The sequence below is a fragment of the Pseudomonas sp. MAFF 730105 genome (genome assembly GCF_055380705.1).
Map to the genome: position 1 here is coordinate 4,798,852 of NZ_AP018438.1, position 17,620 is coordinate 4,816,471.

General features: G+C 60.5%; 21 protein-coding genes. 1 reads left to right on the top strand and 20 read right to left on the bottom strand.

The features are described from left to right. Positions 1-113 precede the first annotated feature (113 nt). The 20 genes from PCOSP_RS20760 to PCOSP_RS20855 all read right to left on the bottom strand — a co-directional run bounded on the left by PCOSP_RS20760 (position 114) and on the right by PCOSP_RS20855 (position 16,773). Positions 114-932 carry an SDR family oxidoreductase gene (locus tag PCOSP_RS20760; protein WP_464709447.1) on the bottom strand — a complete coding sequence of 273 codons (819 nt, stop codon included), beginning with the start codon at positions 930-932 and terminating at the stop codon, positions 114-116. Between the two features lie 236 nt (positions 933-1,168). Continuing rightward, a complete protein-coding gene (locus tag PCOSP_RS20765) occupies positions 1,169-2,044 on the bottom strand; it encodes an SMP-30/gluconolactonase/LRE family protein (protein WP_464709448.1) in 876 nt (291 codons plus the stop codon). Continuing rightward, positions 2,041-2,787 (bottom strand): FadR/GntR family transcriptional regulator, encoded by a 747-nt coding sequence (locus PCOSP_RS20770; RefSeq protein ID WP_139649393.1) that lies wholly within the window; start codon positions 2,785-2,787, stop codon positions 2,041-2,043. The genes PCOSP_RS20765 and PCOSP_RS20770 overlap by 4 nt, the downstream gene beginning before the upstream one ends. Before the next feature lie 186 nt (positions 2,788-2,973). Further along, on the bottom strand, positions 2,974-3,534 hold the full coding sequence (locus tag PCOSP_RS20775) for a DUF1285 domain-containing protein (protein ID WP_464709449.1): 561 nt from the start codon (positions 3,532-3,534) through the stop codon (positions 2,974-2,976). Positions 3,535-3,549: 15 nt separating this feature from the next. Next, positions 3,550-4,155 carry a DUF4823 domain-containing protein gene (locus tag PCOSP_RS20780; protein WP_041020461.1) on the bottom strand — a complete coding sequence of 202 codons (606 nt, stop codon included), beginning with the start codon at positions 4,153-4,155 and terminating at the stop codon, positions 3,550-3,552. Between the two features lie 172 nt (positions 4,156-4,327). Beyond that, positions 4,328-5,296, bottom strand: a complete 969-nt coding sequence (locus PCOSP_RS20785) for a GTP 3',8-cyclase MoaA (RefSeq protein WP_464709450.1) — start codon at positions 5,294-5,296, stop codon at positions 4,328-4,330. Between the two features lie 138 nt (positions 5,297-5,434). Then, positions 5,435-6,073, bottom strand: coding sequence for a TetR/AcrR family transcriptional regulator (locus PCOSP_RS20790; protein WP_003204240.1), 639 nt, complete (start codon positions 6,071-6,073; stop codon positions 5,435-5,437). A 383-nt stretch (positions 6,074-6,456) separates the two neighbouring features. Further along, entirely contained in the window at positions 6,457-7,251 is a 795-nt protein-coding gene (locus tag PCOSP_RS20795) for a TatD family hydrolase (RefSeq protein WP_139649385.1), read from the bottom strand. A gap of 11 nt (positions 7,252-7,262) precedes the next feature. Then, complete coding sequence (locus PCOSP_RS20800; protein ID WP_024776899.1) at positions 7,263-7,619, bottom strand: PilZ domain-containing protein; 357 nt, start codon at positions 7,617-7,619, stop codon at positions 7,263-7,265. A 206-nt stretch (positions 7,620-7,825) separates the two neighbouring features. Continuing rightward, positions 7,826-8,812, bottom strand: coding sequence for a DNA polymerase III subunit delta' (locus tag PCOSP_RS20805; RefSeq protein WP_464709452.1), 987 nt, complete (start codon positions 8,810-8,812; stop codon positions 7,826-7,828). After that, positions 8,805-9,437 (bottom strand): dTMP kinase, encoded by a 633-nt coding sequence (gene tmk / locus PCOSP_RS20810; RefSeq protein ID WP_139649381.1) that lies wholly within the window; start codon positions 9,435-9,437, stop codon positions 8,805-8,807. The genes PCOSP_RS20805 and tmk overlap by 8 nt, the downstream gene beginning before the upstream one ends. Before the next feature lie 19 nt (positions 9,438-9,456). Next, on the bottom strand, positions 9,457-10,617 hold the full coding sequence (mltG, locus tag PCOSP_RS20815) for an endolytic transglycosylase MltG (RefSeq protein ID WP_139649379.1): 1,161 nt from the start codon (positions 10,615-10,617) through the stop codon (positions 9,457-9,459). A gap of 3 nt (positions 10,618-10,620) precedes the next feature. Next, a complete protein-coding gene (gene pabC / locus PCOSP_RS20820; protein ID WP_464709453.1) occupies positions 10,621-11,436 on the bottom strand; it encodes an aminodeoxychorismate lyase in 816 nt (271 codons plus the stop codon). Beyond that, positions 11,436-12,680, bottom strand: coding sequence for a beta-ketoacyl-ACP synthase II (gene fabF / locus PCOSP_RS20825; protein ID WP_139649375.1), 1,245 nt, complete (start codon positions 12,678-12,680; stop codon positions 11,436-11,438). Before fabF ends, pabC begins: the two co-directional genes overlap by 1 nt. Before the next feature lie 107 nt (positions 12,681-12,787). After that, entirely contained in the window at positions 12,788-13,024 is a 237-nt protein-coding gene (gene acpP / locus PCOSP_RS20830; RefSeq protein WP_139649372.1) for an acyl carrier protein, read from the bottom strand. Between the two features lie 190 nt (positions 13,025-13,214). Then, positions 13,215-13,958 (bottom strand): 3-oxoacyl-ACP reductase FabG, encoded by a 744-nt coding sequence (gene fabG, locus PCOSP_RS20835; protein WP_139649371.1) that lies wholly within the window; start codon positions 13,956-13,958, stop codon positions 13,215-13,217. Positions 13,959-13,973: 15 nt separating this feature from the next. Beyond that, positions 13,974-14,912, bottom strand: coding sequence for an ACP S-malonyltransferase (fabD, locus tag PCOSP_RS20840; RefSeq protein WP_464709454.1), 939 nt, complete (start codon positions 14,910-14,912; stop codon positions 13,974-13,976). Between the two features lie 123 nt (positions 14,913-15,035). Next, on the bottom strand, positions 15,036-16,046 hold the full coding sequence (gene plsX, locus PCOSP_RS20845) for a phosphate acyltransferase PlsX (protein WP_139649367.1): 1,011 nt from the start codon (positions 16,044-16,046) through the stop codon (positions 15,036-15,038). A 3-nt stretch (positions 16,047-16,049) separates the two neighbouring features. Further along, positions 16,050-16,232 carry a 50S ribosomal protein L32 gene (gene rpmF / locus PCOSP_RS20850; protein ID WP_003179396.1) on the bottom strand — a complete coding sequence of 61 codons (183 nt, stop codon included), beginning with the start codon at positions 16,230-16,232 and terminating at the stop codon, positions 16,050-16,052. A gap of 13 nt (positions 16,233-16,245) precedes the next feature. Further along, on the bottom strand, positions 16,246-16,773 hold the full coding sequence (locus tag PCOSP_RS20855) for a YceD family protein (RefSeq protein WP_003204262.1): 528 nt from the start codon (positions 16,771-16,773) through the stop codon (positions 16,246-16,248). Positions 16,774-17,039: 266 nt separating this feature from the next. Between PCOSP_RS20855 and PCOSP_RS20860 the strand changes: the two genes are divergently transcribed. Beyond that, positions 17,040-17,618, top strand: a complete 579-nt coding sequence (locus tag PCOSP_RS20860) for a Maf family protein (protein ID WP_139649365.1) — start codon at positions 17,040-17,042, stop codon at positions 17,616-17,618. Positions 17,619-17,620: the final 2 nt, after the last annotated feature.

Consider the following 17,620-nt stretch of genomic DNA (forward strand, 5'->3'; position numbering starts at 1 on the left):
GTGGCAAAGCGCAGGCTGGGCGGTCACAGCAAGTTGCTACAGCATAGATCCAAATAGTCATATCGTATGATGATTGGATTACAGGCAAAGTTTCAGACTGCAATCCGGAATGTTCAGTCGTGGTACATGACCGAACGTCCACCATCAATGGTGATGCATGAAGCGTTGATGAAAGGTGCTTCATCACTGGCCAGGAACACGGCCGTCATTGCCACTTCGATCGGTTGCCCGATGCGGCGTGGCGGGTGCAGATCCAGCGCACGCTGGCGTTCGGCATGAGGATCGGCAAAACCGTTCCAGTAGTCGACGTTCAGTTGGGTTTCGATGTAGCCCGGTGCGATGGCGTTGACGCGTACGCCCTTGGGTGCGTATTCGATGCCCAGGGCGCGAGTCAGGCCGAGCAAGCCATGCTTGGCCACCGGATAAGGAAAACAGCCGGGGATGATGTGGGACGAATGGGTCGAAGCAATATTGATGATGCTGCCCACGCCCTGCTCGATCATCTGCGGCAACACAGCCTTGCAGCCATACCAGGCACCGTCCAGGTCGATGGCGAAGCAGCGGCGCCAATCTTCCTCGGTCATTTCCAACGGGTCGCGGAACACATTGACGCCGGCGCAATTCACCAGCACATCGATGCGGCCGTGCAATTCAACGGCACGGCGGGCCATGGCCTGCAGGTCCTGCAGGTTCGACACATCGGCTTGCAACGCTTGCACGTCCGCCCCGCGTTCACGCCAATCAGCGGCAACCTGTTCGACTTTGCCGGCCTGGATGTCGCTGATCACCAGGCGCGCCTGTTGCGAAGCGAACGCAGCGACGATGGCCTCGCCAATACCCTGGGCGGCACCGGTCAGCAACACCACCTTGTTCTTCAGCCGCTCGCCCTTGGGGGGCTCGGGCACTGGCGGCAAGGAAAGCGCTTCAGCCATGGCTCACGACTCCGCTATCCGCAGCCACGACAAAAACCGGGCATCCAGGGATGACCGGCCGAAGGCGCTGAGAGGACAGTGGGTCACGTACGCCACCGGGGCGTACGGGGATGGATCGTTGCATCGCTTCACCTGTTTTGTTTTTTTAGTGTGAATGCATGTTGCTGATGGAGCCGACTATAAACCCGGCCACCAAACAATCTCAATATATATATTTACATCCCATATTTTGGGATTTAACCCGCAAACCGCGTACAGCTCACACCCGGCACATCGACCCGCATGGACAGCACCGCGCCGTCCAGCGGATGCGCCAACGGACTGGCTGCGCTGGTGATGTACAGAGTCTTGAGATCCTCTCCCCCGAACACACAGCTGGTGGGACGACTGACCGGCAGTTCGATCACCCGGTCGACCTGTCCATCAGGGTTGATTCGCAGCAGGCAGCTGCCATCCCAGCGGGCGTTCCAGACATAACCCCGGGCATCCATCGCCGAGCCGTCCGGGCCGCCGCGCGAATGAGGGCCAAACCAGACTTCGGCGGGCGCCAGGCTGCCATCGGGATGGATGAAATGCCGGTACAACGTGCCGTCGAGGCTTTCACCGAAATACACCGTGGTGCCATCAGTGCTCCACAACAGCGTGTTGGGAATGCCCCGTCCGCGCAGCAACGGCATGACCCGGCCATCGGCGCCCACGCGAAACAAGCCGCCGGAGCGGTGTTCCAGGGGCAGATCCTCACCGTTTTCCCCAATGTTGTTCTGCATGGTCCCGAGCCACAGCTGGCCCAGGGCATCGCAACGGGCTTCGTTGGCGCGGTTACCGGGTTGGGGATCGGCCATGCACAGCAGCGTCAGGCGCGGCTCCAGGCCCGGCGAGTCCAGATCCAACCGGTAGACACCGCTGCTCAATGTCACCAGCGCATCACCACTCTGTGTGGGGATGAAGGCCGACACATGCTCGGGCATCTGCCAGATCTGTACATTGGCACCGATCAACCGCAGCGCCTGTTTGCCGGCGATGTCGACCCAATACAGCGCCTGGGTCAGCTCGTCCCAGAAAGGCCCCTCGCCCAGTTTCGCCCGGTGCTCCGTTACCGCCTTCCACATCATTGAAACCTCCTGTTTCCGGCTTGCCCGGCAATGTCTGTACGACCCGCCATCACATGAGGGTAGAAGCGCTTGATGGCCAGGTCAGCGTTGTCGATCAGGGTCATGCAGGCCCAGACGCCCCGTGTCGCGTCGCGGGACGCGATAGCTTCGGCGATGTCCTTGTGGATGGGCAAGGTGCGGCGCAGTTCATCCGGATCGGCAGCCGATACCTCGAACGACACCGCCAGCAACGCGCCCAGGGCCGGGACCATTTGTTCTATGAATTGATTGTGGCTGGCGGCGAGGATGCACTCGTGGAAAAACTGGTCGGCCCGGTTGTAGTCGACGCCGCTGTCCACGGCCCGCTCCAGCGCATGGTAGGCCAGGCGGATCGCCTGAACCTGCTCGACCGTCGCCCGCTCGCAGGCCCAGCGCACCGCCATTGGCTCGATGGTGCGGCGCAGATCCAACAGGTCATCGACAAAGTTCTCTGGCAAACCGCTGCGTGACAGCCAGCCGACCACCTGGGGATCGAACAGGTTCCAGCGCCGTACCGGCAGCACCCGCGTCCCCACTTTTGGCCCGACCTCGAGCATGCCTTTGGCCACCAGGGTCTTGATCGCCTCGCGAATCACCGTGCGACTGACCCCCAGTTGCTCGCCCAGGTCCGCCTCGACCTTGATGGTCTGCCCAGGCTTGACCTGGCCGGCGGCAATCCAACCGCCGAGCCAATCGACGGTCGATGCGTGAAAACTGCTGGACATGAAAACCCCGCGGGCCACTCTTATTGGTGGCTCACGCTAATCATCATATGATTGGCTGTCAATTGAATTCGTTCTGGGCACACATGTGGGAGCGAAGCTTGCTCGCGAAGGCGTAGTGTCAGCCAACATCCACGCTGGCAGTGTTATCGCGAGCAAGCTTTGCTCCCACAGGCTCGCCCCACAGGGTTACGGTTCCAGGCCAATGGGGAAGAACACCCCGCCACTCCACACCCCCAACCAGTGCTGCCCGTCGATCTCACGACTCACCGCCAGCTCCACCAACTGGTAGAACACATTTCGGTGAATCAACGCTTCGAGGTTGCTGCGCACATGCACGTAGGGCGCCGGTTCCTGGGTGTGCGGATCGATCACGACCCGCATCGGATGATCAGGGCCGGCCTCGGTGGTTTCATCGACGTGGGTGGTGAAGCGCAATAACTGCCCTTCGCCATGGCCCTCGACCTCCAGGCTCACGGCCACGAACGGCGCATCATCGACCTGGATGCCGACTTTTTCCACGGGGGTAATCAGGAAGTAGTCATCGCCGTCGCGGCGGATGATGGTGGAGAACAGCTTGACCATCGGCTTGCGGCCGATGGGCGTGCCCAGGTAGTACCAGGTGCCATCGCGTGCGATGCGCATGTCGATGTTGCCGCAGAAGTCGGGGTTCCATAAGTGGACCGGCGGCAGGCCTTTGGTCTTGGGGATCTGCCCCAGCAGGTCATTGGCTTTTTGCGGTCCGCTCATGGTGACTCCTTGTATTTACTCGTCGCTCATCCCCAGCAGGCTGCGGGCATATTCACGCAACGGCGTGGCGATGAGGTCTTGTGGCTGCTTGTCGTGCAACGTCAGTAAACCGCCACGACTCTTGATACGTGCAGTATCAATCAAATACTGGGTGCTGGTCTCGATCAACATGATCTGGATCACACTGGTGTCGACTCCCAGACGATCCACGGCTTCTTCGTCCAGCCATTCGTCAGAATTGCCGATGCGGTTGTCGGCCTTGGCGAACCGGGTGTACAGCAAATAGTGAGCACCGGCAGCACGGGCTTCGCCCATGGCCTGATCAAGCCCTTCGGGAACCCGGGCGCGACGGACCATCGGGAAATATTCGATGAACCCGTTAAAGGCTTCTTCGGCCACGACATTGGGACGCGGATAGGCACCGCCTGGCGGTGCGAAAGCGCCTTGGGCGATGTAGATGAACGAATCGGGCTGAATACGCAGGTTATTCACACGGCGACTGTCGCTGTGATCCAGCAGACCGGCGTCGCTCATGTGATAACGAACGCCCTCCCCCATGTCGCTGACATTCATACAGCCAGCCAGCGCCAAAACGGCCAGCAGCAAAACCAGGCTACGCATCCTACCCTCCAGAAACCGGTGTCGGAAAACCGGCGAATGGCCGTTGAATGCAGCTTTTGCGCCAGCTCAATGAAAATGGATTGACTGGAACAATGTAATCGCGGGCAAGCCTTGCTCCCACAGGGTAAACACCGTACCTGTGAGAGCAAGGCTTGCCCGCGATTGCGTGGGATCAGCCGCCGATGATCTTCATGATGGTTGCGCCGCCGGAAAACGCTACCTCTTGCTTGTCCCCCAAGGCCTTGACCAACAGCCGCTGAAGGGCCGGCAGCGCCTCGTGACGGGGTTTGTCCAGAAGGTCGCCGACGAAATGACGGTTGCTCGAGGACAGGCAACCATGCAACCAGCCTGTGGAAGACAACCGCAACCGCGAGCAAGTACGGCAGAAAGGCACGCTTTCGTTGGCGATCACACCGAAATATCCCATGCCTGGGATCTCATAGCGCACCGCCGTCGCATCCACTGGGGCGTCGGCTTGCAAGTATTCATACTGGTCACCGATCAGGCTCAAGAGTTGTTGCAGGCTGACAAACTGCTGCAAGAACCCGTTGGAATCGCTGGCCAGGTGCCCCATGCGCATCAGCTCGATGAAGCGCAGCTCATAGCCACGCGCCAGGCAGTATTCGAGCAACGGCATCACCTGATCCAGGTTCTGCCCGCGCAACGGCACCATATTGACTTTGATCTTCATGCCCGCCGCATGGGCCTGGTCCATGCCGTCGAGTACCGTCACCAGGTCGCCGCCGCGGGCGATGCTGCGAAATGCGGCAGGGTCCAGGGTGTCGAGGGAAACGTTGATGCGACGGATGCCCGCCCCCACCAGCAAAGGCAACTTCTTCGCCAGCAACTGGCCGTTGGTGGTCAGGCTGATGTCCTCCAGCCCCATCTGCCCCACCGCCGTCATGAAGCGTTCGAGCTTGGGACTGACCAACGGCTCGCCCCCGGTGATGCGCAGTCGCTCGATGCCGGCAGCTTCGATCAGGTAAGCCACGCCTCGCGCCATCGCCTCGGCCGACAACTCGTCCTGCGCCGCCACCAGGCGCTTGCCGTCGGGCACGCAATAGGTGCAGGCGTAGTTGCAGGCGGAAGTCAGGCTGATCCGCAAATTGCGAAAACGCCTGCCCTGACGGTCAACGATCATGGATGACTCCGGCGAAAGAAAAATCGGACCTACGAAACTTGACCTAGAATTCAGGTTTTCGCAAGACCCAAGCCTGAGTATATTACTGGGGCACTGCGCCATGTAAGCGGACATGGCGCAATCAGGTATCTGAATGCCTTAACTGCTCGGTACGTCGGTATCGCGCTTGCGCTTGTTGCCCATGCGCACGCCGATGTCCATCAGGAACTGGAAGAAACCTTCCTGATCCTCCAGCACGTTGCTCCAGAACGGTGAGTGGTACAACGCCACCGCACCATGCACCAACGCCCAGGCAGCGCAGTAGTGGAAGTAAGGTGGCACATCTTCGAGCTTGCCTTCGCTGATCCGGCCCTTGATCAGCAACGTCAGGCGCTCGAAGTTCGAAGCGCGGATCTTGTGCAGCTCCTCGACCATCTCCGGCACCTGGTTGCCCTTGACCACCTTCTCTTCCAGGCGGTCGAACAAGCGGTAGCGCTGGGGATCGCGCATGCGGAATTCGAAGTAGGCCCGGGACAGCGCCTCCTTGTCCTTGTCCACGTCCGCCGAATGCAGCAATTCGTTCAAATCGCGCTCGTAATCGAGCATCAGGCGCAGGTAGATTTCCGCCTTGGATTTGAAATGTTTATAGATCGTGCCTTTGCCGATACCCACAGCATCCGCAATCATCTCGACGGTGACGCTGTCTTCGCCCTGGTCGAGAAACAACTTGAGTGCGGTGTCGAGAATTTCCTGCTCGCGGCGGCGAAACTCACGGACCTTACGAGGTTCTTTGTGCATAAGAAAAAGGTCTGAAGGTCAAAATTCGAAGCCGGGTATTATGCCTAACTTACGCAAAAATGCACGGATCATCCGTTCCCGGCCATAGTTCCTCACAAAATCGTACAACATTGGCTCGCTGCCGCTTGCGCTACCGCGTCGTCCCGACAACCGGTGGCGACAGTGAGAACTTATCCGAAGCGAGCGTATTCCAAATTTGTTTAAAAACCGCCCCGGGCAAACTGGACGCGTCGGTATCCTGATCAATACTTCAATTGTCGGCGCGACATCTCCCCCAAGTGACGCGCCGGTAAAGGTACCAAAGGACCGCGTGCCTTTGTTTTACTCCTAATGGTCTTAACCCGGATTCACCCCCCAGAACCCGGGTTTTTTTTGTTCGAAATTCAAGCCTTGACCGACCGGACGTGAGCCAGCGGAAACAACCGTTTAAAATTCTCCGTCGTCTGGTCAGCGAACCGCTCGTAGGATTCGCCACGCAGCATTGCCAGGAACTCCGCCACCTCCCGCACATATTGCGGAAGATTCGGCTTGCCGCGATACGGGATCGGGGCCAGGTACGGCGAGTCGGTTTCCACCAGCAACCGGTCGGCCGGCACCCTGCTGGCCACGTCACGCAAGGCATCGGCGTTGCGGAACGTGACAATCCCGGACAGGGAAATGTAATACCCCATGTCCAGCGCTGCCTTGGCCATGTCCCAGTCTTCGGTAAAACAGTGCAGCACGCCGGCCTGGGGCAGCGCGGCCTCGCGCAGCAAGGCCAGGGTGTCAGCCCGAGCGCCCCGGGTGTGGATGATCACCGGCTTGCCAGTCTGCTTCGCGGCGTCCAGGTGCAGGCGGAATGAAGCCTGTTGCACTTCGGCGGCTTCCGGCTCGTAGTGGTAGTCCAGGCCGGTTTCACCGATGGCGACGACCCTTGGATGGTCGAGCTCACGCAACAGCCAGTCCAGGGCCGGCGCAGCATCGGGCTGGACATCCAGCGGATGGACACCGACCGAACAGTCGACATCTTCATAACGGTCGGCCAGGACCTTGACGTCGGCGGCATTATCGGCGCTGACACCGATGCACAGGAAGTGTCCGACGCCCCGCTGACGGGCAGCGTCCAGCGCTGCATCCAGGGAACCGCCATGGGCGGCAAGGTCGAGACGGTCGAGGTGACAATGGGAATCTACGAGCATAAAGGGTCGGGCTACATCGTATGGGTGGGACGGTCGGACTTCAGGGTTCCGGCCAGGTGGGTTTCGATCTGATTGCGGGCTGAGCTGTCGCCGTCATTGAACTGCACGCCGACGCCGGCCGCTCGGTTGCCCTGGGCACCTTTGGGGGTCATCCAGATCACCTTGCCGGCGACCGGGATTTTCTCCGGTTCATCCATCAGGCTCAACAGCATGAACACTTCATCCCCCAGTCGATAATGCTTGTTGGTGGGAATGAACAGGCCGCCATTCCTGATGAAAGGCATGTAGGCGGCGTAAAGCACCGACTTGTCCTTGATGGCCAGGGACAGGATGCCGTTGCGCGGTCCGGGACTGACAGGTTCGTTCATGCTGTTCTCCGCTGCGATTGAGCTGAGTCTAGCCTCAGTACGAAAAGCCTTGATACTTGTTCATGCTGCGTTGAAAACAGCCTCGGAATGCTCATGTACTCCAGTACAGTCGGACGCGACCCCGGGCGTTCCTCGGCTGTTTTCGCCTTGCCTGACCTTCGTCTCAAGACTTTTCGTACTGAGTCTAGGAGCCTTGGCGACGTCTGTCAGTTACGACCCGGCAAGCTCGCCCACCGCACCAACAATGCCTCGAGCAACAGCACCCGGTTGAGGTTCGCCTTGCTCAGCACCTTCTGACGTTGGGCAAGCAACCAGTCCTGAATGTTCAAGATTTTGTCCTGGCTGCTTTTTTGCGCCAGGTACTGAATCACCTTGCGCATGTCCGCCAGCCCCAGACCCGCCTCATCGTCGGTAAGCTGGTAACGCAAGATCAGGCTCGACCAGTCGCAGAACCAGTCGAACAGCAACAGCAGCGGGATGGCGTTCCACCCCTCGGCCAATTGCGTCGGTGATTGCTGCTGCTTGAGCAGCTTCTTCACCCCGTCCACCACCAACGCCCGCTGCTCACGCACACCCTGGGCCTGGAGGCTGACGGCCGCCAGGGGCGAACCGGCGGCGAGGGTCAGCAATTCGACACGCTCGTCATCGGTGCTGTCGGGCAAGGCCTGGGCCAACCATTGCAAACTCATCGCCTCGCTCGGCAACGGGCAGGCCTGTTGCACACAACGGCTCTTGATGGTCGGCAGCAAGCGACTCGGCTGGTGACTGACCAGCAAGAGGACGGTGTCGCCAGAAGGCTCCTCGAGGCTCTTGAGCAAGGCATTGGCGGCGTTGATGTTCATCGACTCGACCGGCTCGATCAGCACCACTTTGCGCCCACCCAGCTGTGAAGTCTGGACCACGAAGCTGACCAGATCACGGACCTGGTCGACCTTGATCGCCTTGTCCGCCTCCTCCGGCTCCAGCACATAGTTATCGGGATGGCTGCCAGCCTTGAGCAGCAGGCAGGACTTGCACTCGCCGCACGCGTTCGAGGCGCCCGGGCGCTGGCACAGCAGGTGGGCCATCAGGCGTTCGGCCAGTGCCCGCTTGCCGATCCCGACCGGGCCATGGAGCAGGTACGCATGGGCATGCTGGGCACGACCGGCCAGTTGTTGCCAGAGACCGTCCTGCCAGGGATAGGCTTCAGCCACGGACACGCTCCAGCAAACCGGGCAACAGGCTGTCCAGCGATTGCTGGACCTGGGTCAGCGGCTGGGAGGCATCGATCAACAGGTAACGCGCCGGATCGGCCTTGGCACGGCTCAGGAAGGCGTTGCGCACGGCATTGAAGAATGCCTCGCCCTCAAGCTCGAAACGATCCAGCCGACCACGGGCGCTGGCACGGGCCAGGCCGATTTCCACCGGCAGGTCGAACACCAGCGTCAGGTCCGGTCGCAGGTCGCCCTGGACAAAGGTTTCCAGTGCCGCGATGCGCTCCAGGGACAAGCCCCGGCCACCACCTTGATAGGCATAGGTCGAATCGGTAAAGCGATCGCAGAGCACCACTGCGCCACGGGCCAGGGCCGGACGAATCACCTCGGACAGGTGTTGTGCCCGGGCGGCGAACACCAGCAACAGCTCGGTGTCGGGGTTCATCACTTCTTCGGCCGGCGCCAGCAGCACCTCACGGATCCGCTCCGCCAGCGGCGTACCGCCCGGCTCGCGGGTCAGCACCACCTCGATCCCCGCAGTCCGAAGGCGTTCGGCCAGGAATTCGCGGTTGGTGCTCTTGCCGGCGCCCTCCGGGCCCTCCAGCGTTATAAACAAGCCAGTCACGGGCAGTCCTTAGTCAGAGTCATTGCGGGCTCGGGAGCTCGTCAGCATTCGGTTCGGGAGCAGGCTTCTCCGGTTGCACCTGGGGCAGGGCTTCGGGAGCCGTATCGGGCGAGGCCGCCGGAATCGGCGCCGAGTCACCCTGCGTGGCCGGAGCCGGGCTGGAGCGATAGTCGGCGCGACGCTTGAGCTGGTATTCGCGCACCGCGTTGTTGTGCTCATCCAGATTGTCGGAAAACACGTGGCTGCCATCCCCGCGCGCGACAAAGTAAAGGCTGTCTCCCGACGCAGGATTCAACGCGGCATGAATCGCCTCGCGTCCCACCATGGCAATCGGCGTCGGTGGCAACCCCGGAACCAGGTAGGTGTTGTACGGATTCTCTTCTTTCAAATGGGCACGGGTGAGTTTGCCAGTGTAGCGCTCGCCCAGGCCATAGATCACCGTGGGATCGGTCTGCAGCAGCATGCCCATGCGCAGACGACGCACGAACACACCGGCAATCTGACTGCGTTCCTGGGGTACGCCGGTTTCCTTTTCCACCAGGGATGCCATGATCAGCGCCTGGTAGGGCTGGGTATAGGGCACATCGGCGGCGCGTTCGGCCCATTCCCTGGCCAGTACGTCTTCAAGCCGGTCGTAGGCCTTGTTCAGAAGATCAACGTCCGACGTTCCGCGCACGAAGCGATAGGTATCCGGGAAAAACCGCCCTTCGGGGAACACCCCGGAGTGGCCCAGCCGATCCATCACCTCGCTGTCACTCAGGCCGGTGAGGGTCTGCTGGAGTTTTTCATCCTTGGCCAGTGCCGCACGGACCTGACGGAAATTCCAGCCTTCCACCAGCGTCACGCTGTACTGCACCACCTCGCCGCGTTTCCAAACGCCGATCAGGTTTTCCATGGTCATGCCCGGTACCATCCGGTATTCGCCGGAGTGCAGGGGCTGGCCGGCGAGATTGAAGCGCCAATACACCCTCAGCCAGAACGCGTCCCTGATCAGGCCGTCAGCCTCGAGGCGATAGAGGGTCTTGGTCGGGGTGGTCCCGTTAGGAATCTCCAGCAGTTCTTCCTGAGTGATGTTCAGCGGCTGTTGCAACGCCGAATGAATCTTCCAGGCAGAAGCGCCCCACAGCAGCCCTGCCAGAACCAGACCGGTTTCCAGCAACAGCAAGAATTTACGTCTCACGAATCAAACATCCAATAACGCGCGGGCAAGGGTCTGCAGTTTACGGGTGAGCGGCCCGGCCGACCAGCGTGTCGAACCGCATGCGCGTACCGGCCACACGCCATACACGCTGTTGCAGACAAAGACCTCATCGGCCTGGTGCAGTTGCTCAAGATGGATATCGGTCACTTGCGTGGCGATGCCCTGCGACTCGGCTTGAAACAATAATTCGGCACGCATCACGCCAGCCACGCCGCACCGGCTCAGGTCAGCTGTCATCAACACACCGTCACGCACGATAAACAGGTTGCTGAAGACCCCTTCGATCACCCGCCCGGACATATCCAGCATCAGGCCTTCGGCGTGCTCCGAATCGGTCCATTCGGCGCGAGCCATGACCTGTTCAAGACGGTTGAGATGTTTGAGGCCGGCCAGCAACGGCTGCTCGGACAGGCGAGTCGCACAAGGAAACAGGGCAACGCCCTGCTCGGCGTGGGCAACAGGATAAGCGGCCGGAGGATTCCCTTGCAGGATGCGCCGAACCTGGGCCGAAGGGGCGGCGGCATAACCGCGCAGGCTGTCGCCACGGGTCACAATCAGCTTCAGCACACCTTCACCCAGGTGTTGCGCGTAAGCGCTCAGTTCCGCGCTCAATGCGCGGTTGTCGAGATTGAGCGCCAACCGCTGGCAGCCCAGCTCGAGCCGCCGCAGATGACGCGCCAGCAGCACCGGCTCGCCATTGCGCACGGCGATGGTTTCAAACAACCCATCGCCATAAGCCAGGCCGCGATCCTTCAGCGACAGAACGTCAGCCGGCTGACCGTCGACCCAGCTGTCCATCAACCGGCAAACCGGCGGAACACCAGCGAGCCGTTGGTGCCACCGAAGCCGAAGGAGTTGGACAGCACCACATCGATGTCCATGCCCCGGGCGGTGTGCGGAACGAAGTCCAGGTCGCAGCCTTCGTCCGGTTCGTCGAGGTTGATGGTCGGCGGCGCCACCTGGCTGTTGATCGCCAGCACGCTGAAGATCGCCTCTACCGCGCCTGCGGCACCCAGCAAGTGACCGGTCATCGACTTGGTCGAGCTGACGGCCAGTTTGTAGGCATGCTCGCCGAACACGGTCTTGATCGCCTGGGCTTCGGCGAGGTCGCCCGCCGGGGTCGATGTGCCATGGGCGTTGATGTATTGCACCTGCTCGCTGTTGACCTTCGCGTCACGCAAGGCATTGGCGATGCAACGGGCAGCACCGGCGCCATCGGCCGGCGGCGAGGTCATGTGATACGCGTCACCGCTGGTTCCAAAGCCAACCAGTTCGGCATAGATGGTCGCGCCACGCGCCTTGGCGTGCTCCAGCTCCTCGAGTACCAGCGCACCGGCACCGTCGGACAGCACGAAGCCATCGCGGCCCTTGTCCCAAGGTCGGCTGGCACGGGCCGGCTCGTCGTTGCGGGTCGACAGTGCACGGGAGGCGCCAAAGCCGCCCATACCGAGACCACAAGCCGCCATCTCGGCGCCGCCAGCGATCATCACGTCAGCTTCGTCGTACATGATGTTGCGCGCGGCCATGCCAATGCAGTGGGTGCCCGTGGTACATGCCGTGGCAATGGCATAGTTGGGTCCCTGTGCACCCAGGTGGATGGACAGGAAACCGGAAATCATATTGATGATCGAGCCCGGTACGAAGAACGGAGAAATCCGTCGCGGTCCCGAATCGTGCAGCGTGCGGCTGGTTTCTTCGATATTGGTCAAGCCGCCAATACCCGAACCCATGGCCACGCCGATGCGTTCACGGTTGGCATCGGTGACTTCCAGGCCGGCGTTGCGCACCGCCTGAAAACCGGCAGCCAGGCCGTACTGGATGAACAGATCAAGCTTGCGGGCTTCCTTGACCGACAGGTATTCCTCGACATTGAAGCCCTTTACCGAGCCGCCAAAACGGGTGGAATAGGCAGAAAGGTCGGTGTGTTCGATCAGACCAATGCCACTACGGCCAGCCAGAATGCCCTGCCAGCTGCTCGGCACATCCGTGCCCAGTGGCGACAACATACCCATACCGGTGACTACGACGCGTCTACGCGACACAGCACTCTCCTTTTTCTAATGACGACTTTTCATCAGGCCTAAAGAAAAAACCGCACGCCGTAATGGCAGTGCGGTTTTTCCATGACAGCAAGCGACGACTAAAAAGGTTACGCCTGATGGGCGGTAACGTAGTCGATAGCAGCTTGTACAGTAGTGATTTTTTCAGCTTCTTCGTCAGGGATTTCGGTCTCGAATTCCTCTTCCAGAGCCATCACCAGCTCAACGGTGTCAAGGGAGTCGGCACCCAGGTCTTCAACGAAAGATGCTTCATTCTTGACTTCATCTTCCTTAACGCCCAGTTGCTCGGCAACGATTTTCTTGACGCGCTCTTCGATGGTGCTCATACCTTGTTTTCACTCCTAATGGACAATTCAGGCAACTGGCCGGTGGGTAAGTGTATAGAAAGGCTTTTCGATTTTTCAACCGAAAGCTTTTCCTTCGAACCCTGACGGCCCGCCGTCTATAAATAAGTTGCAGCTTTATAACGGATTTTAGACAGCTCGTATGACATTTTTTTGAAGCAATCCGTCACATTTAACTCATGTACATCCCGCCGTTCACCGGGATTGTAGCCCCGGTCACGTATGCCGCAGCGTCGGATGCAAGAAAAGCGACCACGGACGCGATCTCTTCGGCCTGCCCCAGGCGCCCCAGCGGAATTTGTGTCAACAAGGCTTCACGCTGTGCTTCCGGCAGTTCACGGGTCATGTCGGTGTCGATAAAACCCGGTGCGACCGAGTTTACCGTAATCGACCGCGAACCCACTTCACGCGCCAGCGCACGGCTGAAACCTTCCAGACCGGCCTTGGCCGCAGCATAGTTTACTTGGCCGGCGTTGCCCATGGCACCCACAACCGAACCGATACTGATGATCCGCCCCCAACGGGCCTTGGTCATGCCGCGCAGAACGCCCTTGGACAGCCGATACAGACTGTTCAGGTTGGTGTCGATCACGTCGAACCATTCGTCATCTTTCATGCGCATCATGAGGTTATCACGAGTGATACCGGCATTATTGACCAGGATAGCCGGGACACCGAACTGTTCCTGGATGCTGGCCAGCACCGCCGTGACGGATTCGTCACTGGTAACGTTCAGCTCAAGGCCCGTGCCTTGAATACCGTTTTCCTTCAGGGTCGCGGCGATACGCTCGGCGCCCGAAGCGGAAGTCGCGGTGCCGACAACGATGGCGCCTTGGCGACCCAGTTCCAGGGCAATGGCCTGGCCGATGCCGCGGCTTGCACCGGTCACCAGTGCAACTTTACCTTGCAGACTCATGCAAGCTTCTCCTGTTCAGGCCTGCGCTGCACGGGCGGCAGCGAAAGCGTCTGGGGTGTTGAGATTGGAAGTCGACACGCCTTCGGCGCAGCGTTTGTTCAGACCGGCCAGCACCTTGCCTGGGCCGCACTCGACCAGTTCGGTCGCGCCCCTGGCCGCCAGGGTCTGCACCGATTCGACCCAGCGAACCGGCTTGTAGAGCTGTTCCAGCAGGTCGCGCTTGAGGGTCTCGAGGTCTGGCGCCACATCAGCGCTGACATTCTGCACCACGGGAATCTGCGGTGCCTGCCAATCAATGGCGGCAATGGATTCGGCGAAGCGCTCGGCAGCAGGACGCATCAATTCACAGTGCGACGGCACACTGACCGGCAACGGCATGGCGCGCTTGGCACCACGGGCCTTGCAGCCTTCAATGGCGCGCTCGACCGCAGCCTTGGCACCAGCGATCACGACCTGGCCCGGGGAGTTGAAGTTCACCGCACTGACCACATCGCCCTGCGCCGCCTCGGCGCAGGCTGCCAGCACATCGGCATCTTCCAGGCCGAGAATCGCGGCCATGCCGCCCTGCCCGGCCGGAACGGCCTCCTGCATCAACTGGCCACGGCGCTCCACCAGCTTCACCGCGTCGCCCAGGCCAAGGCTGCCAGCGGCGACAAGGGCGCTGTATTCCCCCAGGCTATGACCGGCAACGAAAGCCGGACGCGCACCACCTTCAGCCAGCCACAGGCGCCACAGAGCGACCGAGGCGGTCAGGATGGCCGGTTGGGTTTTATCGGTTTGATTGAGCTGCTCTTCGGGCCCTTGCTGGGTCAAAGCCCACAAGTCATAGCCGAGTGCATCGGACGCTTCTTTGAATGTTTCGAGGATCAACGGGTATTGCGCGCCCAGCTCGGCCAGCATGCCGAGGGACTGCGAGCCCTGTCCTGGAAAGACGAATGCGAGGGAAGCAGACATGAAAACAAAGCCCCTAATGATCTTGTCGTCAAAAATTGACGCCCCGTGGGGCGCTAGGAAACTGACTGTTGGATGGCGGGTTGAACCGACCGGTCACATTTAAGCATTGTCGAGCGAAAACGCCTAAGTTAACAAATCTTCGAGGCGACCATGCAGGCGCTCGGGCAGGTTCTCCTGGATTTCGATCACCGCCCGGTTGATAGCGCTTTGAAAACCCTGCACGCCTGCCGACCCATGACTCTTGATCACAATCCCCTGCAACCCGAGAAAACTGGCCCCGTTATGCCGCGCTGGCGCCAGGTCCGCCTGCAGGCGACGCATCAAGGGCAACGCCAGGGCTCCCACCACCCGCGAGGCCAGGCTCTGCCGGAACAGGCTCTCGATCCGCTCGCCGATCATGGTTGCCAGGCCCTCGCTGGACTTGAGCAGGATGTTGCCGACGAAGCCGTCACACACCACCACGTCCGCCTCGCCCCGGTACAAACCATCGCCCTCGACGAAACCGATGTAGTTGATTCCCCGAGCGCGCTGCAACAACGTGGCGGCCAGCTTGACCTGCTGGTTGCCCTTGATGTCTTCGGTTCCGATGTTCAGCAGCGCCACGCGAGGGCGCGCGATACCTAGGGTTTCGGCCGCCACCGAACCCATCACCGCAAATTGCAGCAGGTGCTCGGCGCTGCAATCGACATTGGCCCCCAGGTCGAGTAACTGGCAGAAGCCTCTGCGGGTCGGGATCGCCGCGACCATGGCCGGCCGGTCGATGCCCGGCAGGGTCTTGAGCACATAGCGCGACAGCGCCATCAACGCCCCCGTATTTCCGGCACTGACACAGGCCTGGACCTTGTCGTCGCGCAGCAGCTCAAGAGCCACCCGCATCGACGCGTCAGGCTTGCCGCGCAAGGCCTGGGCCGGCTTTTCGTCCATGGTGATGACTTCGGACGCAGGGGTAATCGTCAGGCGCGCACGATCCGCAGCCGCTTGGCCACTGAGCATTTCTTCAAGAAGGGAGGGTTGACCAACGAGGGTCAGGTGCAGCGAGGGTGTTGCATTCAGACAAGCAAGGCTGGCCTGAACAATGCTGCGGGGACCGAAGTCCCCGCCCATTGCGTCAATTGCGATGACTTGAGCGGACAAGGATTACTCGTCAGCGCCCTTGTCGATCACTTTACGACCACGGTATACGCCTTCTGGCGATACGTGGTGACGCAGGTGAACTTCACCAGTGGTTTTTTCTACGGACAGGGTGCTAGCCTCGAGAGCGTCGTGCGAACGGCGCATGTCACGGGCAGAGCGGGATTTTTTGTTCTGCTGAACAGCCATAATTGATTAACTCCTAAACGTTTGGGTCACGCTTTAACTGCGCCAATACACTGAACGGGTTGGACCGCGTTACCTCGTCCTCGCTCGGTTCGGGTTCATCTGCTCCCGCCGGCTGCTGGCATTCTTCCGGATGATGAGCAGGCACAATGGGCAAGGCGAGCAGAAGCTCCTCCTCGATCAGTGACTGCAGATCCAATGGATCTTCGCCCAGTTCCAGCACGTCATAACCTTTCGGCAACGACTGGGTATTCGCACCCTCCTTCACCACGGCGTAACTGCATTCGCTGTGGATCGGCAGGGTGACCAGCTCAAGACAACGCTGGCAAACCATTTTGACTTCAGTGTCGATAAAGCTGTGGATTACCACAGATTTACGTTCATCTCGCTCAAAAACGAATTTGGCCTGGACCGTACCGACATCGTCGGAAAGCGGGTCGCAGAGTCTCTTCAAATCGGCCAGCAGCAGTTCACCTTGAAGGGTGGTGCCACGATCAGCCAATTTGCGCGGGTCAACGTGAGGTGGAATCGGGTCATTCAACATAGGCGCAGCATTATAGGGATGCCCCCGCCCATGTCAAAGGAAATTCAGCCCTGTCCATCACTTGCACGCCTCGCTAGCGTCCTGTCTCGGAAATACGTTCTCTTTTGGCGAGTGGCTTGGGTGTTCGGCCAAGGCGCCGCGACGAGTCATAGCAGGGCTATGCGAGGAGCGGCAACGCCGGCCGGGCACCCAAGACGCCGCCAAAAATGAACAGCTTATTTCCGAGACAGGACGCTAGAATTCGCCCCTGACTTTTGGAGATGCCCATGCTGCCTTTATTACTTGCCTCCAGCTCGGTCTACCGCCGGGAATTGCTCGCCCGCCTGGGACTACCATTCGTCTGCAGCTCGCCGGATATCGACGAAAGCCACCGCCCCGGCGAGCCCGCCCGGGAACTGGTAAAGCGCCTGGCCCGGGAAAAAGCCCTGGCCCTGGCCGACAGCCACCCGGCACACCTGATCATCGGCTCGGACCAGGTCGCCGTGCTCGGCGAGCGCATCCTGGGCAAACCCCACACCTTCGACAATGCCCGCGAACAACTGCTGGCCGCCAGCGGGACCCAAGTCACGTTCCTCACTGGCCTGGCACTGCTCAACAGCCAGACTGGCGCCTGCCAGGTCGATTGCGTGCCCTTTACCGTCAACATGCGCACGCTCGACCCGGAACGGGTCGAGCGCTACCTGCGGATCGAACAGCCTTATGATTGCGCCGGCAGCTTCAAGGCCGAGGGCTTGGGCGTGAGCCTGTTCCAGAGCACCGAAGGCTCCGACGCCACCAGCCTGATCGGCCTGCCCCTGATCCGCCTTGTGGATATGTTGCTGGCAGAGGGCGTGCAGATACCCTGAGC